This window comes from Sinorhizobium arboris LMG 14919 (assembly GCF_000427465.1).
Classification (GTDB): Bacteria; Pseudomonadota; Alphaproteobacteria; order Rhizobiales; family Rhizobiaceae; genus Sinorhizobium; species Sinorhizobium arboris.
In genome coordinates, this window is the sequence record NZ_ATYB01000009.1 from 68,720 (window position 1) to 94,628 (window position 25,909).

A 25,909-nucleotide genomic window follows, 5' to 3' on the forward strand; every position below is an offset into this window, starting at 1 on the left:
GCACATTGGCCACCGTGGTTATGACATCGTTGGATTCGAAGTCGCGCGCCGCTTCGCGCGGCTTGAGCGACATCAAAATCCGCAACCTTTTCATTATTCCGACGATCCTGTTCCTGATCGTCTTCAACATTTTCCCGTTGATCTACTCGCTCGGCTATTCCTTCACCGACTTTCGTGCTTCGACGAACGCGCCGGCTACCTTCGTCGGCCTGCAGAACTACCGGGAACTGTTGAACGACCCCTTCATCTGGGCAAACTTCGCCATTACGGCGAAATACGTGATCGTGTCGGTTACCGGGCAGGTTGTCGTCGGTTTCGGCACGGCGATGCTGCTCAACCGTGAAATTCCGTTCAAGGGTCTCATCACGACACTGCTTCTGCTGCCGATGATGCTGTCGATGGCGGTGGTCGGGCTCTTCTGGAAGCTGCTCTACGATCCTTCCTTCGGCATCATCAACTACGCGCTCGGCCTCGGCTCCTTCGAGTGGCTGGCGAATCCCGAAATGGCACTCTACGCTGTCGCCATCACCGACATCTGGATGTGGTCGCCCTTCGTGATGCTGCTCTCGCTCGCGGGGCTTTCGGCCGTGCCGAGGCACCTTTACGAGGCGGCTGCCATCGACCGAGCGGGACCGTTCTACACCTTCTTCCGTATCACTCTGCCGCTCGTTGCGCCGATACTCATGATCGCAATCATCTTTCGCACGATGGAGGCTTTCAAGACGTTCGATCTCGCCTACATTCTCACCAGCCAGCCGACCACGGAGGTGATCTCGATCCGCCTCTACAAGATGGCGTTTCAGGAATGGCAGACCGGGCGGTCCTGCGCACTGGCCTACATAGTGCTGATCATGGTGCTCGCGATCACCAACATTTACGTCAAGTATCTCAACAGGGTGAAGGAGCGCTGAGATGGCGGCCGTCCAAACTCGCTCCGAGCGCGCGCTGAACCGGGTGGCGATCGCCGCCGTGCTCGTCATCACGCTGCTGTTCCTCGCGCCGATCTATTGGATCACGTCTACGGCCTTCAAACCGCGGAACCTCGCGACGACCATCCCCCCGACGGTCATTTTCGAGCCGGAGATCTCGCCCTTCGTCAAGCTCTTCACCAAACGCTCTCAGTTGCGGTCGGCACCGGAGCCGGAAGACTATGCTGCCGCTCCCTGGTGGGAACGGCTGGTCTTCGACGGCGGTGAAAAGGTCGTGCGTTCGGGACGCGGTGAGGTGCAGTTGTCCGGCTACCCCAGCCGTTTCATGAATTCGCTCATCGTGGCGATCACCTCTACGGTGCTCGCCGTTGGCATGGGCACCTTCACGGCCTACGGCTTCTCGCGTTTCAAAGTGAAGGGCGAAGCGGACCTGTTGTTCTTCATTTTATCCACACGCATGCTGCCGCCCGTGGTCGTGGCGATCCCGATGTTCCTGATGTACCGGGCCGTCGGGCTGAACGACACTCACTGGGGTCTCATCATCCTCTACACCGCCTTCAATCTGTCCTTCTCGGTCTGGCTGATGAAGGGCTTCATCGACGAGATTCCCAAGGAGTACGAGGAGGCGGCGCTCGTCGACGGCTACACGCGCTTGGAAGCCTTCTTCAAGATTGTGCTGCCGGAGGCCGCCACAGGCATCGCCGCGACCGCGGTCTTTTGCTTCATCACGGCGTGGAATGAATATGCCTTCGCGTTGATCATGACGAACCGGCGCGCGCAAACGGCACCGCCCTTCATCCCGAGCCAGGTCGGCTCTGGCCTTCCGGACTGGACCGTCATCGCCGCAGGTACCTTCCTGTTCCTGCTGCCGGTCGCAATCTTCACCTTCCTGCTCAGGAACCATCTCCTGCGCGGCATGAGCTTCGGAGCGATCCGCAAATGACGTTTCGTGCCATAAACGAGAAGTATCTCGCGCCAGGGGCGCAGCTTCTGATGATTTTCGGCATCATCGCGCTGTGCCAGCCATGGAACCTGTTCCTTCATCGCTATGGATTGACGATGACGTTAGTTGGGCTGATTGCCTTCATGATCACGTCGAAGGTCCCGCCGGAACAGAAAGCTGACGAGAGCAGGAATCCATGACGCAGATTGAATTACGCGGCATTGAGAAGCACTTTGGTGCCGTTCAGGTCATCAAGGACCTCAATCTCACCATCGCCGACAACGAGTTCATTGTTCTGCTTGGCCAGTCGGGCTGCGGCAAGACGACCACTCTACGCGCGATCGCCGGGCTCGAAACGATCGATCAAGGCGACATCCTCATAGACGGTCAGCCGGTGCAGCACATAAAGGCGTCGCACCGGGACATCGCCTTTGTGTTCCAGTCCTTCTCGCTCTACCCGCACATGACGGTTTTCGAGAATATCGCCTTCCCGCTCCGCGCCACGCGCGGCAATCGTACGGATATCGAGCGCGAGGTTCAGGCGGTCGCAAAAACGCTCCAGATCACCCACCTGCTCGCCAAAAGGCCCTCCGCTCTTTCCGGCGGCGACATGCAGCGCGTGGCGATCGGTCGGGCACTCGTCCGGCGTCCCAAGGCGATGCTCATGGATGAGCCGATCGGCGCGCTTGACGCGAAGCTCCGCGAAGAGATGCGCGCTGAAATCAAGCGACTTCACATCAAACAGGGCTCGACAACGATCTATGTGACCCACGACCAGGTCGAAGCGATGTCGCTGGCCGATCGCATTGTCGTCATGCACGAAGGCGTGCTGCAGCAGGTCGGCAGCCCTCACGAGGTCTACGCTCGTCCTGCGAACATGTTCGTCGCGCAGTTCGTCGGGAGTCCGGTCATGAACATGTCCGACGTGACGGTTTCCGAGGACGCGGGGCATGCGCGCGTCCTGGTCCGAGGCGCTCCAACTCCCTTCGATTTTCCGTCGAGTCTCACGGCCCAGCTCGCTGCCGCCGGGGCTCAAAACGGCAATCTCACTCTGGGCGTACGACCCGAAGGGGTCCTCGTGTCGAGGGACGCACGTGACGGCTTCGTGCCCGTCGAGGCGCATATCATCGAACCGCTCGGCTCGCATGACATCATAGACCTGCAGGTAGGCGACCAGATGCTGCGCGCGCGGACAAAAAGTGGTTTCGTACCCCGGCCCGGCGAGGCCGTCTGGGCTCGCATAGATCCGGCTCAGGCGCATTTCTTCGACAGCTCGACTGGCACATCTTTCGGGATCAGGCTCTGATGGCGCACATCGAACTCAAAGGCATTACCAAGACCTTCGGAACCCACACCGCCCTGAAGGATCTCAGTTTCGAAATTGCGGACGGAGAGTTTTTCGTGCTGCTCGGCGAAACGGGCGCCGGCAAGACGACGACCCTCAGACTGATCGCCGGGCTCGAAAAGCCGACGGGCGGACAGATCTTCATCGACGGTGAGGATGTCGCCGACTGGGGCGCCGCCGAGCGCGACGTGGCGCTTGTGCTGCAGCAGTATTCGCTCTATCCCCGCTATACCGTCCGCGAGAATCTGGAATTTCCGCTGAAATCTCGCATCCGGCGTGTCGAAGCGGTCGAGATCAAGGAGCGTGTCGCCCGTGTCGCGAGGACGCTGCGGATCGAGCATTTGCTCGACCGCAAGACGGACCGCCTATCGGGTGGCGAGATGCAGCGCGTGTCCATCGGCCGAGCCATCGTGCGCAAACCGCGCGTCTTTCTGATGGACGAACCCCTTTCCGCTCTCGACGCCAAACTGCGCGAGGCGCTGCGCACTGAACTCAAGAACCTTCAGATGAATCTCGGCGCGACCTTCCTTTTCGTCACCCACGATCAGATCGAAGCCATGTCGATGGGCGACAAGATCGGCGTACTCAACAAAGGCCAACTCGTTCAGACAGGCACCCCACAGGAGATCTATCGCCATCCGGTCAACACTTTCGTTGCGCGCGCAGTCGGATCGCCGCCGATGAACCTGATCTCCGGCAAGCTCGCGGCCAGCGAGGCTATCGCGGACGAGGGCTATCGCTTGCCTTTTGACGCGGAGCTCGGCGCTGCGCTTGACGGACGGCCCCTCACCTTCGGCATCCGCCCGGAGGATCTCTTCCTCGAAAGCGGCGCACCCGGCGAGGCCCGCGTGCACGACGTCGAGAATCATGGCGTCGAGAAGATCGTCACGCTTCGTACAGGCAACCATTTCTTGCAAGCGACGGTACCGGCTCGGACCGAGCTCGAGATCGAGGAGTCTGTTCGCTTCTCCTGGAATCCGGATAAAGTCGTGCTCTTCGACGGTGGAAGCGGAATGAGCCTGCGCCATGCTGGCTGAGGCGTCACTGGGGATCAAAAGCCGATTGGCATCGTTGTCGTGACTTCCCGCCCGCTTGCTCGTCATAGGCATGGTCACCAGGACGCGTCCATCCGGAATGGGCGATGCCCTATGCCGGGAACCGTCGCCTATAGTGTTCCACGACCTCAGGATTGCGGAGATTAACGGGCAGTCCCCCTTTCATGACGCGGAGCGCTTCGGCCGCAGCTCCTGTTCCCATGCGCATCATGCTTTCCTCGGTGATGCCGGCGAGATGAGGCGTCACGATCACATTGTCCTGCCGGAAGTAGGGATGCTCGGGCGGGAGGGGCTGTCTGGAGAACACGTCAAGGGCAGCGCCGCCGATATGCCCCATCTCCAGCGCCTCGATCAACGCAGCGTCATCCACAACCGGACCGCGCGACACGTTGACGAGGATCGCGCCCGGCTTCATGCTCGCAATTCGCGCGCGGCTTAAAAGCCCGGTCGTCTCGGGCGTGAGCGGGCAACAAAGAACGACGATATCCGCCGTCGAAAGCAGGTCGTCTACTGAGAGAAACCGGACCCCGTCCGGCAGGCTTTCCGGCGAGCGGCTGTTCGCAACGACCTCCAGCCCGAACCCGTACTTCGCGATCCGGAACACCGCCTTGCCCACATTGCCCATCCCGATCACGCCCATGATGCGGCCGGCGAGATCAACTGCTCGGTCGGAGTGGGCTCGCCCAGCGCTCCACCCCATGTTTCTGAGATCGCGGTCCATGGGACGGAACCGGCGCAGCAACGCAAGCGTCACCATGAAGACGTGCTCCGCAACAGTCGGTGCGTTGACGGCCGGCACATTGGCGATAAGCACACCGGCGGCCGTGGCCGCGTCATAGGGAATCATGTCGAGCCCCGCACCATGCCGGACTGCAGCGCGCAGGGCCGGTGCGTTTCCGAAGAAGGCCGGCGGTATCGGCGCGCGCACGATGACAATCTCCGCACCCTCGCCTTCGCGAAGCAGCGTGTCGGGATCCGGGGCGGACGCGACGCGGAGATCGCCCGCCGCTTTCAGCATGGCTTCGGCGCCGGGGTGCAGGCGGTGGGTCGAGAAAATGAAACTCATCGGCCTCCTCTTTGCCGACCGGGAACTACTGCGCGGCTGTCGCAGGCCCGCCGATGAGGCCCTTCCAGTAGCTTTCCGCGCCCTGAAGATGCGCGTTCATCAAAGCCTGGGCGAGATTGCCGTCGCGTGCGAGCAGCGCCTCGTAGATACGGATATGTTCTTCATGCGAGCGGCGGCTGCGGGCGATATCGGCGAAGTAGATGGGCAGTCGCTGTTCGCCCATGGTGTAATAGACGCTGCAGACCCGGTGGAACACGCTGTTCTTCGTCGCCCGCACGATCTCCAGATGAAAGTCCCTGTCCTCGCGCGCGAGGCCCTCGCCTGCAGCGATCTTCGCCTCGGAAGCAGCGAGAATTTCGCGCAGCCGCTCGTAGTTCTCCTCCGTCGCCCGCGCGCAGGCGAGCTCCGCAGCCTTGATCTCGTGGATCTTGCGGAGTTCTACCGTCTCGTAGATCACGATCGGGTCCAGTGGCACGCCGGCGCGCGCGAAGAGTGCTATGGCCTCGACACTCGCCTCCGTCGTCGTCAGATAGATACCCGACTTCGGCCGGCGCTCTACAATGCGCATGGCTTCCAGGATTGCCAGAGCCTCCCGGATCTGCCCTCGGCTAACGGCGAAGTGCTCGGCGAGCTCCCGCTCCGAGGGTGTTCGCCCAATGCCGCTCGACGTCGAAAATAGATGGGCCGCCAGATCCGAAAGCAGATTGTTTTCTTTCATGGTTACAGTCTTTGCGCGTGAGTTTCCAGGACGCGCTCGTTTATCGTAAATCCCAAGCCGGGTTTGTCGGGAATCTCTAGCATCCCGTCTCTCACGGCGACAGTCTCCTCGATGAGGTCGTGGATCATCGGGTTCGCGCCGAGCGAGTATTCGACGACGAAGCTTGCCGGCGAGGCCGCGCAGATGTGCAGACCAGAGAAGAAGCACGGCGCACCGGCCCACAAATGCGGGGCAAAGCGGAGGTTGAAGGCACTGGCGATCGCACCGATGCGCATGGCCTCCGTAATGCCGCCGCAGAACCCCGGATCGGGCTGGAAAATATCCGCTGAGCGCAGCACCGCAAGGTCGCGGAAAGCAAAGCGAGTGGCCTCGCTCTCGCCGGCGGCGATCGGCACGGTTCCAGCGGCGCGCACTTCCGCCATGCCGGCTTTATCGTCTGCGATCACCGGCTCCTCGAACCAGGCAAGATCGCAATCGCGGACGAGCTGGACGAAACGTTTCGCGTCAGCAACCGTATAGGTGCCATGCGCGTCGACCATGATGTCCACCGAAGGGCCCAGCGCCTTGCGGGCAGCACGCACGCGGGCGGCCGAAATATGCGGCGCGCGGTCCATTGCGCCGACCCTCATCTTGACCGCCTTGAACCCGCCACTGGCGAGGTAGGACTGCAGTTGGGCGCCGATCTTTTCGGCACTCTCCCACCCGCCGGAGGCATAAGCAGGCAGCCGATCCGCCTTACGCCCGCCGAGCAGCTTCCATACCGGCACGCCCAGCGATTTGCCGAGAATGTCCCACAATGCGATGTCGACCGCACTGATCGCGGCAATCGAGAGACCCCGGCGTGACAGCTCCGGCATAGCATGGCCCGACATCGCCGCCGTTTCGTGGCGAACGCCATTGTAGAGCATCTCCCAGATGGCGGAGATATCGGCGGCATCGCGACCGACGAGCCTCGGCCCCACCTCATAGTTGAGCATGTGCACGAGCGTGCCGTAAGTACCCGCGCTCCCCGCAGCGTTCTTGCCCTCACCCCACCCCACGATCCCGTCATCTGTTTCTATGCGAAGGATCGCCGCGTCGAAGGTTGTCAGTCGACCGAAATCGCTGCGATGCTGCCGATTGGCTTCGATAGGTATGCGAACCCACCAGGCTTGGACGGTCTTGATACGCATTTCGCCTCCCCACCCTCGCAGCACGCCGGCCGCGGGGCATGCTCGGGACCCGCCCTCACTCGATCAGCGGCAGGATGGTCTCTGCGGTGATCCGCATCTGGTCGTCGTAGAACTTCTCGGTCAGCAGGCTCGATCCGTGGTCCTGGATGAATTTGAGCTGCTCCGGCGGGATATCGACCGGGTTGCGCTCGACCATGTCGCGGTATTTCGCCGCCGGCGTGCGGTCTACCGGAGCGACGAACTCATTGGTGAGCGCGCCGTCGTATCCGATCTCCTTCAAAGTGGCGACGATCTTCGGCCAGTCGAGATGACCGAGCCCCGCCGCAAAGCGGTTGTTGTCCGCCACATGGAAATCGAAAAGCCGGTTTCCGGCGAGCCTGATCGCGTCGTATATGTCCTCCTCCTCGATGTTGAGGTGAAAAGCATCGAGGCAAACGCCGCAATCGGGGTCAACTGCATCGGCCAGCGCGAGCGCTTGGGCAGCACGGTTGAAGAGATAAGTCTCGAACCGGTTGAGCGGTTCAATCGCCAGCCGGACGCCCTTTTCCCGTGCGTGGGCGAAGCACTCCTTCGTCGCATCCACGACCCACTGCCATTCCTCCTCCTCGGTGCCATCCGGAACGACCTTGCCGACGGTCGCGGGTACAAGAGTGACGATCTCGCCTTCGAGCTCGCTCACCATCGTTATAACGCTCTTCACGTAATCCACCGACTTTGCGCGCTGGTCCTCATTCCTGGCTGCGAGATTGCGCTCGCCGAGCGTTAGCGTCACCGCGCCCCAGCAGCGAATGCCGTGTTCTTTGAGCAGTGCGCGCGTGTCCTTGATGTCGTACTGGGCCGGTTCGCCTGAAATCTCGATGCTCTCGTAGCCGTACTTCCTGATGCGTCTCAGCGTGACGGCGAGAGGCTCCGCCCGCATCCAGTTGTGCGTCGAAAGGTGCATGAACGTCCTCCCAGACTATCGTTACTCCCGCGGCGCTCGAGGGGTGCCGCGGCATTTCCTCCACTCCGGCCAAATCCATTCTGGTTTGGCCAATTCTGCATCGTAAAAGGTCTATCCCAAATTATCTCTGCCGGCAAGTTGATTACGCAGCCTTTCATTTTCAGGCATTTTCACACGAGAACGCCGTATCACGGCGCTTGGAGTCGACATCATCGATGCCTGTTACCTTGACCGGATCGCCCCATTTGGTATTACCAGATCTCGGCCAGGTGGAGGCGTGACCGCGGCAGTGGGAAACGGGAGAATGGAGCCATGAAGATCGGTATGTGCATGTTTCTTTGGACGACGAGCGTCGGCCGGAAGCATGAGAAGCTATTACGGGACATCAGGGCGACCGGCTTCGACGGGGTAGAGATACCGATCTTCGAGGGCACTCCGGACGACTATCGCCAACTGGGCGCATTGCTCGATGGCATAGGTCTGGAGCGCACTGCCGTGTCTGCCATGAGCGACCCTTCCATGAACCTGATCTCGCCTGACACTGCGACGCGCAAACGCGGCATCGCCTACATGCAATGGGCTATCGACTGCGCGGCCGCTCTCGGCGCTCGCACGTTAAGCGGTCCACTGCATTCTGCGCTAGGCCAGTTCTCCGGCACCGGGCCTACCGCCGCGGAACTGAGGCGGTCCATCTCCTCGCAGCGCACGATCGGCGACCATGCCGCTCAGCGCGACGTCACCGTTGCGCTCGAGGCGTTGAACCGCTTCGAATGTTATCTCGTCAACACAATGGACGACCTTGCTGCTCATATTGATGCAATCGGGCATCCGAATATTCGCGCCATGTACGACACCTTCCACAGCAATATCGAGGAAGCCGATCCAGTGGGGGCCTTCACCCGCAATGCGGACCGCATCGTTCATGTCCACATCTCGGAGAACGACCGCGGGGTACCGGGCCGTGGCAACATTCCATGGCCGGAGACCTTCAAGGCAATCCGTGCCAGCGGCTATGACGGCTGGCTGACAATCGAGGCCTTCGGTCGCGCATTGAAAGACCTCGCGGCCGCAACGAAGGTCTGGCGCGATTTTTCCGAGACGCCCGAAGTGGTCTATCGCGACGGATACCGTCACATCCGGGACGGATGGAAGGCAGCGGCATGACGGATCCGGCCCTCCGGACGAAATCATAAAGGCTCCAGTTGAACAGCCCGCGCCGCTCAGTCTGGTTTCCCAAGAGGCGGAGCGACCGGCATCTATGTCGCCAACGCTGCCGACGAAAGTGCGTTGGGCGCGGCGGCAGCGCGAGTGTCACCACAGATAATTCGGGGCCGGCAGGACAAGCATCGCCTTGCCTGACCGGACGGTTTAGAACCGATGCAAGCACTGTGCCGGGACCTTGGCCGAACAGGCGCCATCTGCATGTTTCCCGTAGTCGTAATCGGTTGAAGGGCAAAAACATGCAGCAGATCAGACGCGCGGCGCTGTAGGGGTGTTGCCCTTCTGCACTCCCCACCCTCTGTTCCTTGCCATTAACGGCCGAGGCATGCCATCAAAGTGTGAGACGCAAGCGGCCACGAAGTCCTTTGCAGCGTAAGCAGACATTGCAGGTTGCGCGGCAGAGGTATGATCCGGGCGCATCGTCGTCAGGCAGGTCCGCACACTTCAGGAGAACCCATGTTTGACCATGTCAAATTCGGCGTCACCGATTACGCAGCGAGCAAATCGTTCTTCCTCAAGGCACTCGCGCCGCTAGGCGTAACCGTAGTCTCGGAAGGTCCGCCGACGTACGGTGTCGAGCTTAGCCCAAAGGGCAAGGCTTCATTGTGCCTGTACCAAACCGAGGAGAAGCCGGCCCATCTTCACCTGGCGTTCACAGCCGAGAATCGCCAGCAGGTCGAAACCTTCTATCGCGCGGCCCTCGAGGCGGGTGGCAAAGACAATGGTGCTCCTGGTCTGCGCCCGCACTACCACGCAAACTACTATGCAGCTTTTGTCATTGGCCCGGACGGGCACAACATCGAAGTGGTTTGCCACGAACCTGAGGCCTAGTCCCGACATCGAGAGGACATTCACAAAGGGGCTTCGCCCATCAGCGGCCGCCGGGTTCTTTCCGTTTGGTGTGTGCAGATCCGTTTGCGACCGAGCTCATGCCAATGATGAACCCGGGATACCGTCGCCCTAACCCTCAATATCTCCACCTGGGAGCGCGCTTGGAATTGTGAAGCAACTCGCGTGCTGTGGCGAACCGGCCGAAGAGGCGGGTCAAGCGCCGTTTTTCTTCCTCGCACAGGTTCTGCCGTCGGCAGAACTCCGTCACTGACCACATTTCGGTGGCAACCTCTGTGTTTGCCGCTTGCGGCTGAATGCGCTCCATAGAAATCCTCCCATCCCATGACGCGAGAACACTAACAAAGGCTATTTTAGCAGCAAATAAACTAAGACATGTGCCGAGGTTTTTTATCGGCGCATACAACGGCAGCCACTCGATCCAACGCTGCAGGAGAGCGGCCGCATGATCGCCGCGACAGCCCTGGTTGCCCGCCGACGCCGATGCGCGCCCTCCTCTAGCCTTTCAGGCGGCTGGCCGCTTTGTCAGCAGCGTCGCGGTCGCTGCCGTGCTGCTTGATGATGCGGCGTGCATCCGCAGCGGAGATGCCGTGCTTTCGCGCGAAGTAGTCGACCTCGTACTTCTGGGTGCCGGATACCAGTCGGCGGTCAGCTGCCGTCTTAGCCTTGTCGTCTGCCATCTGGGATCTCCTTCCGTTGACTGACGAACAACGCAGACGGGAATCGCAGGTTCCGAGCCTCATGCGATCACCAGCACTCTTTCGGGCCAACACATCAACGCACCACAGACCGCCGGCGACAGGGGTTGCAGGCGATACGCTGCGCCTTTCGAGCTAATTATGTACTCCCGGATAAGTAGTCGGATTCGAGGCTAACGACGGGCTTCCCGATAAGAGTGTATTAGCATTGGTGCACAGTCTCAGCTGGGGCTGGCGCTGTGACATTTGAAAGCGTGTAAACAGGAGAGTCGGAAATGTATTTCAGGACAATTATTGCCGCCGCAGCCGTCACGGGGATGACGTCGGGAGCTTACGCTGCGGTCGTCGAGGGATCAAACGTCTGCGGCGAACTGCCTAACGCCAAGTGGAGTTGGGCAATCAGCTATGGTGAGCCGGTCATTTCGGGCGGCGAGACCTCGACGGCGATCGGTGCCATCTCCTACCAGGGGAACGGCAACGTCGGAAAAGCCGAGGTGACGACGACCACCGCACCGACGATCTCGACCACCACGATCAGCTGCACCGCCCTCAACCCGGCCGGCAAGGTCAACGCCGATCATTCAACAACGACGACCGTGGTCGAGACCATCGATCCGGGCGGCAGCAGCACTTCGAACCAGGTCGTCTGCAATCCCGGCGGAACCCTGCCAGCCTGCCCCCTTTGAGGCCATAAGACCGGGGGAGGCTTCGATGCCTCCCCCACCCCCATCTACCTGGCGCGAAAGGACAAATTGCCGTGCGAAAGATACCGTCTTGGTTGTTTTCATGCGCCGTTCTTGCCGGCTCCGGTTGGCTCCTCGTGCAGTCCGGCTTTTTAGAGGATCGCATGGAAATTGCCGAACTGGCGAGCCTTGTCGCCGGCGATGCTGCGAACGCAGCAGCTTCCGACCGGGTCGCTCCAACCGGCGGGCATGCCTTTCGCGTGACGCCTGTAACCCATCGCCCGATCGTCGAGAGTGTCCAGGCGACGGGCTCCCTCGCCCCGGTGGCACTTGTCTCGGTGAGCTCCCAGGTGTCCGGCCAGATCAAGCAGATCTATGCGGACTTCAACGGCGAGGTTCGCCGGGGCGACGCGATCGCGCTGATTGATCCGCTTTCCTTCGAGATCGCCGCAGAGCAGGCCGAGGCCCAGGTGGGCATCGCGCGCGCCGGGCTCAGGAAGGCCGAAGTCGCTTTGCAGGATGCGGAAGCAGACCTCGTGAGAAAGCAGGCTCTCGCCAGCCGCGGAACGGGCTCAAAGCTGGAGGAAGTCAAGTCCAGAGCAACGCGCGATCTCGCCTCTGCCGAGGTCGAAAACGCCAGGCATGCTCTTCTGGCCGCCGCGGCGATGCTGAAACAGGCACGGGCCGATCTCGAACGCACCGTTATCCGCTCGCCGGTGGACGGAACGATCATTCAGCGCAGCATCGAAGTCGGTCAGACCGTCGCCGTCAGCCTTCAGGCGCCGGTGCTCTTCTCGATTGCGCAGAACCTGCGTGAAATGCAGGTCAACGCTTCGATCCCGGAGGCCGAAATCGGCCGCATCCGCGTCGGTCAGCGGCTGGAATTCACGGTCGACTCCTACTCGGGCCACCTCTTCCATGGCGAGGTCGTGCAAATACGAAAACAGCCGCAAGTGACCCAAAACGTCGTGACCTACACCGTCGTTGCCAGCGCACCGAACGTCGACCTGCGGCTGCTGCCCGGCATGACTGCGACCGCGCGCATCGTTGTCGAGGAGGGCGGCTCGACGCTCGCGGTGCCGACGGCCGCGCTGCGCTTCCGTCCTCCCGGAGAACCGAGAAGTCTCGAAAGCAGGGTGTTTGTCGAACGGGAGGGGCACGCAGTGGCGGTACCCGTTCGGCCCGGCGCAACCGACGGCAAGTTCACGGCGATCCTGAGCGACGCGCTCATGGAGGGGGATATGGTGATAACGGGACTCGCGTCGGGTCGCGAGCGCGATCTGAAATCGGCCCGCGGAAGACTTGTCGGAGCACTCTGATGGCGATCATCCGTCTCGACCGGATCAGCAAGTGCTACGGCGTCGGCTCTCTGCCTGTGCATGCCCTCCGCAACATCTCGCTCGAAATCTTTGCCGGCGAATCCGTCGCCATAATGGGGGCTTCCGGCTCGGGCAAGTCGACGCTGCTCGGCCTTTTGGGCTGTCTCGATGCGCCAACAGCGGGGCGCTACCATTTGGCGGGACAGGAGGTCGGGACGATGTCGAAGCAGGCGCTGGCGCATACACGCTGCCGTCGAATTGGCTTCGTCTTCCAAAGCTTCAACCTGCTGCCCAGATCGACGGCTGCCGAAAACGTGGAACTGCCTCTGGTTTACGCGGGTCTGCGGCCGTCGGCGCGGCGTGCCATGGCAATGGCAGCTCTCGAGCGCGTCGGCCTTGCGGATCGCGCGCTCCATTACCCCAATCAACTGTCCGGCGGCCAGCAGCAGCGCGTGGCGATTGCCAGGGCGCTCGTCATTGAACCGGATCTGATCCTGGCCGACGAACCGACCGGCGCTCTGGATAGCGTGACCGGGCGGGAAATCCTGCAGCTTCTCCATCAGGTCAACGCCCTTGGGACGACTGTCATCGTCGTTACTCACGACCGAAACGTGGCTGCCGGCATGCGCCGGACGATCGCCTTGGCGGACGGGCGGATCACAGCCGACCTGCGGACTGGGAATGGCACGCCAGGCCGGCAGGAGGTGCTTGCATGAGACCGTCGGATATTTTGGGAACCGCCACCCGTGCGCTGCGCGGCAACAGGCTGAGAAGCGCCCTGACGACGCTCGGGATCATCATCGGCGTCGCGTCCGTTGTCGTGATGGTCGCCATCGGCGCTGGAACGCAGGCCGCGATCAAGGAAGAGATCGAGAAACTCGGCGCGAGCGTCGTGATGGTCATTCCGGGATCGGCAAATGCGGCGGGAGCCAGACTTGGAGCCGGAACACGTCCGACTCTCTCCGACGACGACGCTGCCGTTATCAACGACGATGCGGCCGGCGTCGTCGCGGCGGCTCCAAGCGTGGCGGGGGTCGCACATTTAGCCACGGCGATCGACAACTGGTCTTCCGGTGTTCACGGGGTCACGGAAGCCTATTTCACTGCACGAGACTGGGACCTGGCCGCTGGGCGCCAAATCGACGAACAGGATGTCGAAAGCGCCGCGAAGGTTGTGATGCTCGGCGCCACGACGGCGGAGAAGGTTTTCGGGGAAGCCGACCCGATCGGCCAGACCATCCGTGTCAATCATTTGCCAATGGAGGTGATCGGACTGCTTGCTCGGAAGGGGCAGACGATGGACGGCTCGGATCTGGATGACGTGGCTCTCATTCCGCTCAGCACCGCTCGCGATCAGCTCTTCGGACGCAGCATGGCGAAGACCAGATCCGTATCGATGATCACCGTCAAGGCAATGGACGAACAGCGGATCGAAGAGACCGTCGAGGAAATTCGCGATGTATTGCGGTTCCAGCATCGGCTGGCCCCCGGGCAACCCGACGACTTCCGGATCAACAATGTCGCGGAAAGTGCGAGGGTTCAGGAAGAGTCCTCGGCCGCGCTGACCCGTCTGCTGGCGGCGATCGCCTCCGTTTCCCTTTTGGTGGGGGGCATCGGCATCATGAACATCATGCTTGTCTCCGTCACCGAGCGCACCCGCGAGATCGGCATCCGCATGGCGGTCGGGGCTAAGCCGGCGATCGTCATGGCACAGTTTCTCGCTGAAGCGACGATCCTGTCCGTAGCAGGTGGCGTCGCCGGTGCTGCGATCGGTTTCGGCGGGGCAGTCTTCGCCGAACAGCAGCTCGGAATGCGTGTCGAGCTTTCGGCTGCCCCGGTCCTGCTCGCATTCTTTTTCTCGGCACTGGTTGGCCTCGTCTTTGGCCTTTATCCAGCGGTTCGCGCGTCGCAAAAGTCGCCGTTGGAAGCACTGCGTTATGAATAATGATCGTGATCGGCAATCTGCACTCCGGCACTCACAGCGGACCACTTGGAGCGGTATTGCCATGTGGTGACCTGGCGACCTGAGTGGACGGCATGTGCCCGCTGGAGAAGAGGATAACGACCGGCGCGATCGAGATGAACGCACGTGCAAACGAGTCCCAATCGCCCTGCACGTCCCGAACGGACGGGTTCGGCTGAGACGTCCCACTTCGACTGTTTGCGTTTCGGCTGGTGATGGGGACGAAGGGCCAAAGACGTCGTTAATCGCATCCGAGTGAATGCATGTTATTTCGAAAATGCAATTATGACCGCCGTAACTTTGAAGTATTTTTGAACTGACATACTTTATATCCCGACGACAACAATTGATATTTGCAATTGTTCTTTTGGTATAGTGGACTTATATTTGGCCACTGCGCTAAAGTTCTCGCTCCAACGCACTGACGGGAGGCGATCATGACGAACACCATTGGAACAAGAGGTGACGACAGCCTGCGCGGCGGACCAGAGACCGACCGGTTGTGGGGCCTGATCGGCAATGACGATCTCGATGGCGGTGAAGGCAATGACCTTCTCGATGCCGGCGCCGGCGATGACCTCCTGACGAGCGCGAGCGGCTACGACAGACTTGATGGCGGAGAGGGAAACGACACGATCGTCCTGCTCGGTGTCGGCGGGGCAATAACGGGTGGCGCGGGTTTTGACACTCTCGTCGTCGACCTGTCGACGAGGATCGAGCCGGTGCGGTTTAACGGCGTTTCCGGCCATGCCATGATCGGCTTCATGCCTCAGTTCACCGATCATATCTTCTTCAGCAACATCGAGCGGTTGGTGCTGAAGACCGGGAGAGCCGCCGATTTCGTCTCCGGCACACCCGGCGACGACTGGATCTCGACCGGCGCCGGCAACGATGTGATCGGGACGGCGTGGGCCCTCGACGTGGGTCCGGTCGCGTTCGGCGACGATGTCGTCGAGGCCGGCGACGGCAACGACATGATCGGCGATGGTATCGGCGCCAACCGACTCTTCGGAGGGTCGGGCAACGACGTCGTCATCACGGCGTTCAGCACAGCGGAGGCCGACGGTGGCACCGGCAATGATGTGCTCTACTTGCAACATCACGGCGATCCTCAAAATATCACCCTCGATCTGGAGCGGGGCACGGCCTCGACCGGCCTCGTTTTCCGCGGTTTCGAGAAGATCAACATTACTCTCGGCAGCGGCGACGACGTGGTCTTTGGCTCCTCAACCGTGATGGCGTCCGTTGTTGCCGGCGAAGGCGACAATGTTCTGATCGGCGGCAGCAGCGGTGATCATTTCGACGCCGGTTTTGGCGACGACGTGATGCACGGCAATGGCGGCAACGACACACTCATTGGCCGCGGCGGCGTCGATCTCATCGACGGTGGCGACGGCGATGATTTGATCCGACTCTTCCGCCCCGAAGGCATAATCGACGGCGGCGACGGCGACGACACGCTGCACATCGCGGCAGACCGTGTCATGGGCGCCATCGACTTCGACGCGGTGGCCGGCAAGATGGGCCCGAGCCTGGTGTTCCGCGGGATCGAGAGCTTCCGAGTGGTCACGAATTTGTACGATCAAAACGACGACACGCTGCGCGGCGGCGCCGGCAACGACTTCCTCACCAGCAATAACGGCGACGATCTCATCGACGGTCGGGCTGGCGACGACGAAATCTCGGGCGGCGGCGGCGGCGATCACCTGATCGGCGGCGCGGGTGACGACCGAATTTGGGGCGGGCGCGGCGCCGACCACTTAATCGGCGGTGCAGGCGCCGATACCTTCATCTGGAGCCGCGGCGACTTGAGCGGTAGCGGCATCGACCACGTCTTGGATTTCAATCCGGCGAGCGGTGATGTGCTGCGGTTCGACCGGAGCACCCTGCATGCGATGGGGATCCGCGACTTCACCGCCTTTCTATCGCTGGTTTCGGACACCGAAGACGGCGCCTTGTTCTCCTACGGCTTCGGGAGCCGCGACGGCATTCTGCTTGAAGGGGTCGCTCTCTCCAGCCTGCGCTCCGACGACGTCCTCTTCTTCTGAACCGGTTTCTCGGACAGCGGCCGTGCGGCGTTCACGGCCCGCCTTTCATCGCCGCAGTGTACTGACGGTGCGAGTGCGGGTCCCATTCGGCTGCAAGTGCCGCGACCGGCAAGCCGACCAGATCGACTGCCCGCGCAGCAAGATGGTCGATGATCTCCTCGACGCTTTGCGGCTTGTGGTAGAACGCCGGTACCGGTGGCATGACGATTGCACCCATCTCGGTGACCGCCGTCATGTTGCGCAGGTGGCCGAGATGCAGTGGCGTCTCCCGCGCCATCAGGACGAGCCTGCGCCGCTCCTTAAGATGCACGTCCGCCGCCCGCACAATGAGATTGTCGGCCAGGCCGCCGGCGATCGCCGCAAGCGTGCGCATCGAGCAGGGCGCCACGATCATGCCTGAGGTCCTGAACGAGCCGCTGGCCACGGCCGCGCCGATGTCGTCGGCCTGGTGGTTGCGATCGGCTAGCGTCAGCAACCGATGCAGCGCATCGGGGCCGACCTCGTACAGCAGCGTTCGCCTGGCCGCGTTCGAGACGATGAGATGTGTCTCGACCGATGGGAGTGCCGCGAGCCGCTCGATGATCCGGAGCGCCAGCGCCGCCCCGGAAGCACCGGAAACGCCGATGACCACCCTTTCCTTGCTCATATCGCTTCTCCCAGGCCCATCTCGGCCCAAAGTTGATCGACCCTCTCGACCACCTCGGTCGGCATCTTGAGCACGCGGCCCCACTCGCGATCCGTCTCCGGCGTTAGCTTGCGCGTGGCGTCGAGCCCGAGTTTGCCGCCGAGGCCGGGCTTTGGGGATGCGAAATCGAGGTAGTCTATCGGCGTATCTCTGAGGATGGTCACGTCGCGACTTGCGTCGAAGCGGGTCGACAGCGCCCAGACGACATCGCCCCAGCTCCTGACATCTATGTCCGGATCAACGGCGATGATGAGTTTGGTGTAGTTGAACTGCGGCAGCATCGACCAGAGCCCTAACATGATCCGTTTCGCCTGGCCGGCATAACGCTTGTCGAGCGAGACAACCATCGTGCGGTAGGAGCACGCCTCCGGCGGCAGATGGAGGTCCACGATCTCGGGGAACTGTCGTTTGACTAAGGGCAGGAACAACTCCGCCATCGCCTCTCCGAGCTTCGAAGGCTCGTCCGGTGGTCGGCCGGTGTAGGTGGAGAGATAGATAGGCTTGCGACGCGTGGTTATTGCAGAAAGCGTCATCACCGGAAAGCATTCGACGGAATTGTAGTAGCCGGTGTGGTCGCCGTAAGGTCCCTCCTCTGCGGTCTCATGGGCCGAAACCATTCCTTCCAGGACGATTTCGGCGTTGGCCGGAACGGACAGAGGCACCGTCATCGCGGGTGCGACCGCTGGCCGCTCCGCCTTCAACAGCCCTGCAAACGCGAGTTCGCTCATGCCTTCGGGCAGCGGCATCACCGCCGCCAGGATCGTTGCCGGATCGGCGCCGATCGCGACCGCCACCGGCATGGCTTCGCCGCGTTCTCGCCACAGGCGATGGTGCCGCGCACCGCCGCGGTGGGCGAGCCACCGTAGGATGAGCCGGTTCGGGCCCAGCACCTGCATGCGATAGACGCCGACATTGACGTCAGCCGGGTTATCCGGCGCACGCGTGATCACCAGCGGCCAGGTGACGAGCGGCGCGGGCTCTCCCGGCCAGCACCATTGGATGGGCAGGCGGGAAAGATCGGCCTCGGCGCCACTCCAGACCGTCTCCTGGACTGGCGGCCGAGTAACGGTTCGCGGCCGCATCGCGAGCACGCCCTTCAAGAGCGGCAGCTTGCCCCAAGCGTCCTTCAGCGACTGCGGTGATTTCGGTTCGCGCAGCTCCGCAAGCCTGTGTGCAAGATCCGACAGCCTGCCCGACGAGACCCCGGCCCCCCACTCTATTCTCTCCCGCGTGCCGAAGAGATTGGCGAGCAACGGTATTTCGCATATGCGACCGGAAGCATCGACCGGCTTCTCGAACAGCAAGGCCGGCCCGCCGGCCTGGAGCACGCGCCGGTGGATTTCCGTCACCTCATGCACGAGGGAAACCGGTCGCGAAATGCGGCGCAGGCGACCGCGCTTTTCGAGCATGGCGGCAAAGTCCTGAAGGCCTGAAAACCGGCGAGCACAAGGATCAAGATCGTTCATGCGGCGCTGTGTCGCCCGCAAAATCCCATCTGTCTTTGCGCTGGCTCAAACTCTGCCGCGGAGCTTGCGGATAGGTTCGCCGACGAAACTGCAGAATCGACATTCCCGAAGGCAAAACAGATGAATTTTCCGCGACCGCTGGCCGCACCGCTTGTCGTCGTGCCGATCCCGATTATCGAGGGCGCGGTGAGGCTAATGTTTTCTCGCCTGCTGAGGCGACATCCGGCGCTGTTCGACCGCCTCGGGGAGCACAGGGCCAAGCGCTATGCTTTTCGGCCGACCGACCTGCCGCTTTCTTTCGTTATAGAACCGGCAAGACCCTCGGTCTCGGTCATGCGCAAGCAACTCGAAGCACCCGCTGATGCTGTTGTGGGCGGGCCGCTGTTCCTGCTGCTTGCTCTTCTCGAAGGCCGTTCAGACGCCGATGCGCTCTTCTTCTCCCGTTCGCTCATGGTCACTGGGGACATGGAAGCACTGCTGGCGCTGCGCAATGCGCTCGACAGCGCCGAGATCGACCTGCCGCGCGACCTCGGGGAATCCGCCGGTCCCCTCGCCGCCTTTGTCATCAGAACCGCTGCTGCAATCCGCCGCCGGGCGCTCGCCGGGGAGAATGCTGCATGGAACTGATCTGCCCGGCCGGAACTCCGGCGGCCTTCCGCGAAGCGGTTGATGCGGGCGCCGATGCCGTCTATTGCGGCTTCCGCGACGAGACGAACGCACGCAATTTCGCCGGACTCAACTTCTCGCGCGAGGAACTCGGCGAGGCGATCGCCTATGCCCGACGCAGAGGCACGCAGACATTCGTCGCGCTCAACACCTTCATGCGCGCGGGGGAGGAAACTCTCTGGTACCAGGCCGCCGCAGACGCCGTCCGGCTCGGTGCGGACGCGCTCATTGTTGCCGATTTCGGCCTGATGGCCCATGTCGCCGAGACTTATCCCGAGCAGCGGCTTCACGTGTCGGTGCAAGCTTCCGCTTCCAACCCGGACGCGGTGAACTTCCTGGTAGCGGCATTCGGCGCAAAGCGCGTTGTGCTGCCGCGCACACTGACCATCTCCGATATCGCTCGTCTCGCTCGGCAGATCCGCTGCGAGATCGAAGTTTTCGTCTTCGGCGGGCTCTGCGTGATGGCGGAGGGCCGCTGCTCGCTCTCCTCCTACGCGACGGGCAAGTCGCCGAATATGAACGGCGTCTGCTCGCCGGCAAGTCATGTGCGCTATCGTCAGGAAAAGGGCAGCCTCGTGTCGGAACTTGGCGCCTATACGATCAATCGCTTTCCGCAGGGCGAGGCGGCGGGATATCCGACGCTGTGCAAGGGCCGCTTCGACATCGCCGATGCGCGAGCCTATGCTTTCGAGGATCCGGTCTCACTCGATGTGATGGACCAGATCGACGCGCTGCGGGATGCCGGAGTGAGCGCGCTGAAGATCGAGGGCCGCCAGCGCGGCAAAGCGTATGTCGCAGAGGTGGTCTCGACATTGCGCATGGCGCTCGACTCGCCGCCGGAGGAACGGCGGGCAATCCTTGCCCGGCTGAGATTGTTGAGCGAGGGCCAACGCACGACGTCCGGCGCCTACGAGAAGCGCTGGAGGTGATGCAGATGAACGCCGGCACACCCACGCTCACCCTCGGTCCTGTCCTCTATTTGTGGGAGGGAGAGAAATGGCGCGACTTCTATTTCCGCATCGCCGACGAGGCGCCCCTGAGCCATGTCGCCATCGGCGAAACCGTCTGCTCGAAACGGCTGCATTTCACCGAACCGTTCCTGGCCGGGGTGATCGAACGGCTGGAGGGGGCCGGAAAGCACGTCGTGCTCTCGACCCTGGCAATGGTGACGCTTGAGCGCGAGAGCGGGTATGTCCGGGGCCTGGTTGCCGACAGTCCCTATCCCGTCGAGGCAAACGACCTTTCGGCGTTGGCGTTGCTGGAGGGCAGGCCGCACGCGGTGGGGCCGCTCGTTAACGTCTACAACGCCGCGACGGCCCGCCTGCTGGCAAGGAGAGGGGCCACAAGCATATGCCTGCCGCCGGAACTGCCGGCCAGTTCGATTTTCGAGATCGTTTCGCAAACACCCGAGATCGCCTTCGAGGTGCTCGCTTTCGGGCGAATGCCACTCGCGATCTCCGCGCGCTGTGCCCATGCCCGCGCCAAGGGCCGCCTCAAGGACAATTGCCAGTTCGTGTGCGGGGAGGATCCGGACGGGCTCCCGGTGAAGACGCTCGACCGGCAGTCCTTCCTCGCTCTTAACGGCGTGCAGACGGTCTCCTTCACCTGCCAGTCGCTCCTTGCCGAGTTGCAGGATTTAGTCTTCTCCGGGGTGAGCCGCTTCCGGCTGTCGCCGCAGGACTGCGACATGGTGGCGGTCGCCCGCCTCTACGATGCCGTCTTGCACGGGCGCATGGATGCCGAAGACGCTACCGCCCGGCTCCGGCAGCTCTACCCGGCAGCCCCGCTCTCCAACGGATTTCATCACGGTCGGGAGGGGGCCGCCTGGGTCGCTCGGGCTCGCGATATCGGACATGGAGCAAACGCATGAGAGCCATCCACCCCCACCCGAACGCCTCCGGCCTCGCGCCCGAAAACGAGGAGATCTGCCGCGCGGTCGAGCGCATGCGTGATGCCGTTCTGAGCAGCGCCACGGACTGTGAATGCCGCGGCCGTTTGGACGAGGCCCTGCGCCGCTTCGAAATGCTTGAACAGGCCCGCGTCACCCAATTGCTGCTCGCTGCAGCCGATGAGCAGCGGCGGAGGATCGGTTCGCTGCTGATGCTGCTTGGCGACCCTTTCCAGGAGCAGTTCGACGAACCGGACGACAGCCTTATCGCGGAGGCGGGCCTGCTCCTGGGCGATATCTCAGCCGCAGCGGAACTCGGCTCCAGGCTGCTATCGCAGGCGCGTCGGCTCTCTTCTCGTCACCGAGCGGCAGTAGAAACGCCAGTCCACTCACACACTGAATGGCCGGTGAGTCACACAGACACATAAGGAGAACACTCAATGGGAAACCGTCGACCCGGTGCGCCAGTGGACATCATTATTGTGCAAGCGGCACTTGGGGAGATGCGCGTTCATCTCGAATTCATGGAAGAAGATGCGAGACGCTTTGCAGGCCCCGACGGGCTGGCGACCGGACTTTACAATCCAACGCCGCCTCGGCCAGCCCGGTACAGGCGGATGACGAATTAGGCCGCCAGGACCGCAACGCCGATGGCACGTTGTGGCTCGAACCCTGTCCCGGCAAGAAGGACTGGTATTTGAAAGCTTCAACAGCTTGTCCTTGGCGAGGCCGAGTCTTGCGGTCGGTTCGAAGCTGTAGTGGTGGAGGCAGCCGGCAGGCCGGCGGCATGCGGATGATTCGTATGCGGTGGCATAGGCGTGTTCGCCGTTGGGCGTCCGGGTGGATCAAACCTAGTCCGCTGGTTCGAAGGCTGGGTGGTCAACTCGCCGTCACCGGCGTCAATCACGGCACGATTGATGGCCGCGCTGAACACCGGTCTGGGCACCGGACCGATCATTGCGGGGATATAGGCCACCAGGAAGAGCGCCCAAGCTGCCATCCAGCATATGGCGGCAGCAACGACGGCATCAAAATACGGCACGCTGATCCAGGCCTCGAAAACACGCAGCAGCGCCGATAACGACACGAGCGAGACTGCGCCGCCCATGGAGCGGCTAAGGATCAGGGTCTCGCTATCGCGGCGCATCGCCGGCCGCATCATGAAGGCGGACATCATTGTTCCCATTGCACCGACCGTCAGCGCATGCAGGGCATCGTCCGGTGCAACGCGGCTGGGAAAAATTGCCGAAAGGCCGCTCAGAATGAGCGCTACCGGCATCCAGGCGAAGGCGACATGCAGGATGAACAAGGCTGGGTAGCGGGTGGTTCTGAAGCTCTGCCATCCCACCATTTGCAGCAAAAGCAGCGCCCCCGAAATCACCAGCAACGCGGGTGATATGGGCGGCCAGGCGGGACTGCGACAGGCTGCGATAAGAATACCCGCGATCGCCAGGTGCGAGAGGTCCCGCCGATTGCAAAGGGGCTTACCACGGCCCATCCGGATCAGCCATGACCGGGTCAAGGCGGGTATGGCGCGTCCGCCTATCAACACGATCAGTACGGCATAAATCAGCGGCGCCGGACCCGAGCCTTCGTCGAGGCCAGCCAAGGCACCTATGCCAAGCGCGACTGTCCCGAGGGGCGCCCAGCACCGGTCCCATGCTCGGGAGGCCACGAGGCCATGCGTCAAGACCGCGGTCAGGAATGCAAAATAGGCCGACACCCCGATTGCGGCCGCGATGAAAGGCAGATGCGCAGAGAGCGCACCAGTCAGACGGGTGGCGCACCAGAGGCACGTGGCGGCCATCGTGGCCGCCGGCGGAACGGAACCTCTTTTTGTCCAGGCTGGCAGGGCTGTCAGAAGATAGCCACCGGCGGCAGCACCGCCCATGCCGAACAGAAGCTCGCGGCTGTGCCATGCGACCCTATCCGGCGCGTGTTGCTCCGGGAGAATCCAGACCACGGGAGCAAGAAGCGCCCATAGTCCCGCGACAAAAAACATGGGTCGATATGGCGTCAGCCAGACGGATTTCCAGGCATATCCGTGCGTCAAACGGCCGCCTGGGATTGTGTTTCGAAACGGGGAAACAGCACAGCGTTCTCGATATGCATGTGCATCACCAGGTCGTCGGTGAACTTTCGCAGTCCCGAATACAGCGCGGCCCACGAGCCGCAGGCGGCGGGCGGCAGCGAAAATCCATGGGTCAGATGCTCGACCGTCCGAAGAAGCTCTGCCTCCTCCTCATGCTCGTGGCGCATCTGCGCGATCGAATGGTCAATTATCGGGCTGCTGCCACGCCGCATCATCGGAAACAAGATGTGCTCCTCCTTCATCATGTGGCTCTCGAGTTCGTCCCGCAGGCGATCGAGTGCCTGAGAGAGACCTAACGGAGCCGATGGGTGGTCTGCGTGCACGCGCTCCACCTTTTGGGCGAGCGGGATGAGCCAGGCAAGTTCCGCGCGGTGCGTCTGGTGATATCTGTCCAGTATATGTCCGATGAGGTCCGATGTTTCCTCGGGCGCATCTCGTCTTGCAGCCTCCGCGAGGGCCTCCAGCTCTGCAATCAGCGCCGACGGCGCGAGACCGGCCTTGGCGGCGGCTTCCGAGAGCCGGACGTTGCCACCGCAACAGAAGCTGATGCCATGACCCCGGAAAAGTTCCGCGGCTCCGGGCAACTCTGCTGCGATCGCTGCCACTGTTTTGTCGAGACTTAATGCCGTCATGGTCTTTTCCTTGTCTGGATCTCCCGCCAGGGCTGTTCTTGGCTCCAGACTGGCCGCAGCCGCTCGCGAGCAGAGCCTCCGAACCCCGGACGTTCTTGTGCATGAGAACGGCGCATCCGTCTTTGTGCCTGCGCAAACAAGTCCGATCACGCGCTCGCAAAACGAGCAGAGGAAGACCAGATGGCCGCCGTCGTCGTCGCCAAGCGTATGGGAACAGTTGTTTTTTGCCGCGCAGTCGACGGGTGGCTTATCATTCGCAGGCAGTGCCATCACGGTCCCGGTCCCGCTTGCGAAGGTAAGCCGGCTTGCCCGCACAAATGGGGGGCCGCCCCAGTTGCGCATGCGGCGGAGCAGCTCGGAAACTAGACCACGCCGCCATTACAGGCGGGCTGACTGTCTTTGCTCGTGTCGGTCATTGCGTACGATCTCCCGTAAAGAGAGCAGCAGTCCTGGGCATTGGTGCCCGGACAAGCCTCATCGATCGCAGTTGATCTTCGCAATTCTCACGAAAGCTCGAGGACGCATGTCGGCACTCGGGCAGGAACGGCAATGCTCCGGCCGGGGAGAGAATTTTGGTCCGGCTCGGCAGCGCCTTATGCCGCTTTGAGTTCCTTCCGGACCAGGAGAATTGTGGGGTCGTCGGGGTCGGTCACAGTCGTGAATCCCATCTGCTGCTCGATTTCGATCGCCGCTCGGTTCTCGCGCCGTTCGATAGACTCGAGCACCTTGACACCCTTGGCCGCGGCGACCTTCGAGAGATATCCCAGGAGCTCCCAACCAATGCCGCGGTTCTTGTAATCCGCACGAATGCTGATCGCCACCTCGCCACGCTCGAATTTGGGATCACAGGCAAGCATGGCGGTTGCGATCAGTGGGTCGCCGCCCTCGCCAAAGGCCAGGTAATTCTCCGTCCGGACGTGATCCACATCGGTGAGGGCAGCGATACGCTCCTTGCCGACCTCGTTCAGGCCAGTGAGATAGCGGAAACTCAGGTCCTCTTTGGTCACATGGGTGAAGAACTCGGCAAGCATCGCCTCGTCCTCGGCCCGGACGGGCCTGACGTGAATCTTGACACCGGTTCGGGTCGTCAGATCTGCGGTCCGGCTTTCCATGGTCATCTCCTTTAGCTGCGCCTTCGTTCAAGCCGGCAAGTGCTCCCTGAAGGCGATTTGGCTGAACCTTCTGCCGAACGGGAATGGAGCGCTTTGCTCCAGATCAATCTACCGGTCAAAATTCAGCGCATGACGGTTTCCGGGTCGCGCCGGTTGCGGCATCGGCAATCGAGACGGCTCATCGTTTTTCCTGCGATCTTTCAAAGCGTGCCAAGTGCGGCCTGACCCCTTCTCAGGCGTTCTTCGGTGGCTCGCGGCCGCAACCTGCTCGACATTGATCGGCGTCTCACCGACGACCACGCCAGCGGCATGCCCGTGCCGTGAAGGGGTGCGTTTGGCGGCGCAGATATCCGTCTATTGAAACCGCACGGCATGCCGCCCGCCGACAGGATGGGTCGGCAAGCGGCGTTCGCGTC

27 protein-coding genes and 1 pseudogene are annotated in these 25,909 nt (G+C 62.1%); 16 read left to right on the forward strand and 12 right to left on the reverse strand.

Annotation, left to right across the window (positions count from 1 at the left end; all coding sequences use genetic code 11):
- The first annotated feature begins 5 nt into the window (after window positions 1-5).
- The 5 genes from SINAR_RS0108125 to SINAR_RS0108145 are packed head-to-tail and all read left to right on the forward strand — an operon-like array spanning window position 6 to window position 4,254.
- Window positions 6-911, forward strand: a complete 906-nt coding sequence (locus SINAR_RS0108125; RefSeq protein ID WP_003526755.1) for a carbohydrate ABC transporter permease — start codon at window positions 6-8, stop codon at window positions 909-911.
- A gap of 1 nt (window position 912) precedes the next feature.
- Window positions 913-1,872: a carbohydrate ABC transporter permease gene (locus SINAR_RS0108130; protein ID WP_027998638.1), complete on the forward strand. Its 960-nt coding sequence runs from the start codon at window positions 913-915 to the stop codon at window positions 1,870-1,872.
- Window positions 1,869-2,072: a hypothetical protein gene (locus SINAR_RS0108135; RefSeq protein WP_027998639.1), complete on the forward strand. Its 204-nt coding sequence runs from the start codon at window positions 1,869-1,871 to the stop codon at window positions 2,070-2,072. Before SINAR_RS0108130 ends, SINAR_RS0108135 begins: the two co-directional genes overlap by 4 nt.
- Entirely contained in the window at window positions 2,069-3,178 is a 1,110-nt protein-coding gene (locus SINAR_RS0108140) for an ABC transporter ATP-binding protein (RefSeq protein ID WP_027998640.1), read from the forward strand. Before SINAR_RS0108135 ends, SINAR_RS0108140 begins: the two co-directional genes overlap by 4 nt.
- Window positions 3,178-4,254, forward strand: a complete 1,077-nt coding sequence (locus SINAR_RS0108145; protein WP_027998641.1) for an ABC transporter ATP-binding protein — start codon at window positions 3,178-3,180, stop codon at window positions 4,252-4,254. The genes SINAR_RS0108140 and SINAR_RS0108145 overlap by 1 nt, the downstream gene beginning before the upstream one ends.
- A 109-nt stretch (window positions 4,255-4,363) precedes the next feature.
- Here the strand turns inward: SINAR_RS0108145 and SINAR_RS0108150 are convergent, their stop codons facing one another.
- From SINAR_RS0108150 to SINAR_RS0108165, 4 genes are read right to left on the reverse strand one after another with little or no spacing between them, the layout of a single operon-like run.
- Window positions 4,364-5,338, reverse strand: coding sequence for an NAD(P)-dependent oxidoreductase (locus tag SINAR_RS0108150; RefSeq protein ID WP_027998642.1), 975 nt, complete (start codon window positions 5,336-5,338; stop codon window positions 4,364-4,366).
- Between the two features lie 25 nt (window positions 5,339-5,363).
- Window positions 5,364-6,056, reverse strand: coding sequence for a FadR/GntR family transcriptional regulator (locus SINAR_RS0108155; protein WP_027998643.1), 693 nt, complete (start codon window positions 6,054-6,056; stop codon window positions 5,364-5,366).
- 2 nt (window positions 6,057-6,058) lie between these two features.
- Window positions 6,059-7,228: a mandelate racemase/muconate lactonizing enzyme family protein gene (locus tag SINAR_RS0108160; protein ID WP_027998644.1), complete on the reverse strand. Its 1,170-nt coding sequence runs from the start codon at window positions 7,226-7,228 to the stop codon at window positions 6,059-6,061.
- Between the two features lie 55 nt (window positions 7,229-7,283).
- Window positions 7,284-8,171 carry a sugar phosphate isomerase/epimerase family protein gene (locus SINAR_RS0108165; protein ID WP_027998645.1) on the reverse strand — a complete coding sequence of 296 codons (888 nt, stop codon included), beginning with the start codon at window positions 8,169-8,171 and terminating at the stop codon, window positions 7,284-7,286.
- 312 nt (window positions 8,172-8,483) lie between these two features.
- On the opposite strand from SINAR_RS0108165, the gene SINAR_RS0108170 reads away from it, so the two are divergent.
- Both SINAR_RS0108170 and SINAR_RS0108175 read left to right on the forward strand, forming a co-directional pair.
- Entirely contained in the window at window positions 8,484-9,335 is an 852-nt protein-coding gene (locus tag SINAR_RS0108170) for a sugar phosphate isomerase/epimerase family protein (RefSeq protein ID WP_027998646.1), read from the forward strand.
- A 513-nt stretch (window positions 9,336-9,848) separates the two neighbouring features.
- On the forward strand, window positions 9,849-10,223 hold the full coding sequence (locus SINAR_RS0108175; protein WP_027998647.1) for a VOC family protein: 375 nt from the start codon (window positions 9,849-9,851) through the stop codon (window positions 10,221-10,223).
- Between the two features lie 136 nt (window positions 10,224-10,359).
- Here SINAR_RS0108175 and SINAR_RS1000000137705 read toward each other — a convergent pair whose 3' ends face one another.
- Window positions 10,360-10,548 carry a hypothetical protein gene (locus SINAR_RS1000000137705; protein WP_027998648.1) on the reverse strand — a complete coding sequence of 63 codons (189 nt, stop codon included), beginning with the start codon at window positions 10,546-10,548 and terminating at the stop codon, window positions 10,360-10,362.
- Between the two features lie 190 nt (window positions 10,549-10,738).
- Entirely contained in the window at window positions 10,739-10,921 is a 183-nt protein-coding gene (locus SINAR_RS0108185) for a DUF3606 domain-containing protein (protein WP_027998649.1), read from the reverse strand.
- 293 nt (window positions 10,922-11,214) lie between these two features.
- Here SINAR_RS0108185 and SINAR_RS0108190 point away from each other — a divergent pair, with 293 nt between their 5' ends.
- The 5 genes from SINAR_RS0108190 to SINAR_RS1000000137715 all read left to right on the forward strand — a co-directional run bounded on the left by SINAR_RS0108190 (window position 11,215) and on the right by SINAR_RS1000000137715 (window position 16,952).
- The gene (locus tag SINAR_RS0108190; protein WP_027998650.1) at window positions 11,215-11,625 is read left to right on the forward strand and encodes a hypothetical protein; all 411 of its coding nucleotides are present in this window, start codon (window positions 11,215-11,217) and stop codon (window positions 11,623-11,625) included.
- Between the two features lie 161 nt (window positions 11,626-11,786).
- The gene (locus SINAR_RS01000000133155; protein ID WP_150852004.1) at window positions 11,787-12,941 is read left to right on the forward strand and encodes an efflux RND transporter periplasmic adaptor subunit; all 1,155 of its coding nucleotides are present in this window, start codon (window positions 11,787-11,789) and stop codon (window positions 12,939-12,941) included.
- Window positions 12,941-13,657, forward strand: coding sequence for an ABC transporter ATP-binding protein (locus SINAR_RS01000000133160; protein WP_150852005.1), 717 nt, complete (start codon window positions 12,941-12,943; stop codon window positions 13,655-13,657). The genes SINAR_RS01000000133155 and SINAR_RS01000000133160 overlap by 1 nt, the downstream gene beginning before the upstream one ends.
- A complete protein-coding gene (locus SINAR_RS0108205) occupies window positions 13,654-14,886 on the forward strand; it encodes an ABC transporter permease (RefSeq protein WP_027998651.1) in 1,233 nt (410 codons plus the stop codon). The genes SINAR_RS01000000133160 and SINAR_RS0108205 overlap by 4 nt, the downstream gene beginning before the upstream one ends.
- A 455-nt stretch (window positions 14,887-15,341) precedes the next feature.
- The gene (locus SINAR_RS1000000137715; RefSeq protein WP_027998652.1) at window positions 15,342-16,952 is read left to right on the forward strand and encodes a calcium-binding protein; all 1,611 of its coding nucleotides are present in this window, start codon (window positions 15,342-15,344) and stop codon (window positions 16,950-16,952) included.
- Between the two features lie 31 nt (window positions 16,953-16,983).
- On the opposite strand, the gene SINAR_RS0108215 is transcribed toward SINAR_RS1000000137715, so the two are convergent.
- Window positions 16,984-17,598 (reverse strand): UbiX family flavin prenyltransferase, encoded by a 615-nt coding sequence (locus tag SINAR_RS0108215; RefSeq protein WP_027998653.1) that lies wholly within the window; start codon window positions 17,596-17,598, stop codon window positions 16,984-16,986.
- On the reverse strand, window positions 17,595-19,046 hold the full coding sequence (locus tag SINAR_RS0108220; protein WP_234710581.1) for a UbiD family decarboxylase: 1,452 nt from the start codon (window positions 19,044-19,046) through the stop codon (window positions 17,595-17,597). Before SINAR_RS0108220 ends, SINAR_RS0108215 begins: the two co-directional genes overlap by 4 nt.
- A 177-nt stretch (window positions 19,047-19,223) precedes the next feature.
- Between SINAR_RS0108220 and ubiT the strand changes: the two genes are divergently transcribed.
- The 4 genes from ubiT to SINAR_RS01000000133165 are packed head-to-tail and all read left to right on the forward strand — an operon-like array spanning window position 19,224 to window position 22,085.
- Entirely contained in the window at window positions 19,224-19,730 is a 507-nt protein-coding gene (gene ubiT, locus SINAR_RS0108225; RefSeq protein WP_027998655.1) for a ubiquinone anaerobic biosynthesis accessory factor UbiT, read from the forward strand.
- Window positions 19,721-20,698: a ubiquinone anaerobic biosynthesis protein UbiU gene (gene ubiU / locus SINAR_RS0108230; RefSeq protein WP_027998656.1), complete on the forward strand. Its 978-nt coding sequence runs from the start codon at window positions 19,721-19,723 to the stop codon at window positions 20,696-20,698. Before ubiT ends, ubiU begins: the two co-directional genes overlap by 10 nt.
- 5 nt (window positions 20,699-20,703) lie before the next feature.
- Window positions 20,704-21,639: a ubiquinone anaerobic biosynthesis protein UbiV gene (gene ubiV, locus SINAR_RS0108235; protein ID WP_027998657.1), complete on the forward strand. Its 936-nt coding sequence runs from the start codon at window positions 20,704-20,706 to the stop codon at window positions 21,637-21,639.
- Window positions 21,636-22,085, forward strand: coding sequence for a hypothetical protein (locus SINAR_RS01000000133165; RefSeq protein ID WP_209439298.1), 450 nt, complete (start codon window positions 21,636-21,638; stop codon window positions 22,083-22,085). The genes ubiV and SINAR_RS01000000133165 overlap by 4 nt, the downstream gene beginning before the upstream one ends.
- 476 nt (window positions 22,086-22,561) lie before the next feature.
- On the opposite strand, the pseudogene SINAR_RS01000000133170 reads toward SINAR_RS01000000133165, so the two are convergent.
- The 4 genes and pseudogenes from SINAR_RS01000000133170 to SINAR_RS0108255 form a co-directional block, all read right to left on the reverse strand.
- Window positions 22,562-23,710 (reverse strand): annotated as a pseudogene (locus SINAR_RS01000000133170) (NnrS family protein); the annotation flags it as partial.
- A complete protein-coding gene (gene ric / locus SINAR_RS0108250) occupies window positions 23,707-24,381 on the reverse strand; it encodes an iron-sulfur cluster repair di-iron protein (protein WP_027998658.1) in 675 nt (224 codons plus the stop codon). The pseudogene SINAR_RS01000000133170 and the gene ric, both read right to left, overlap by 4 nt.
- Window positions 24,382-24,631: 250 nt before the next feature.
- Entirely contained in the window at window positions 24,632-24,760 is a 129-nt protein-coding gene (locus tag SINAR_RS1000000135150; RefSeq protein WP_084617219.1) for an excalibur calcium-binding domain-containing protein, read from the reverse strand.
- A 214-nt stretch (window positions 24,761-24,974) separates the two neighbouring features.
- Entirely contained in the window at window positions 24,975-25,493 is a 519-nt protein-coding gene (locus SINAR_RS0108255; protein WP_027998659.1) for a GNAT family N-acetyltransferase, read from the reverse strand.
- Between the last annotated feature and the right edge of the window lie 416 nt (window positions 25,494-25,909).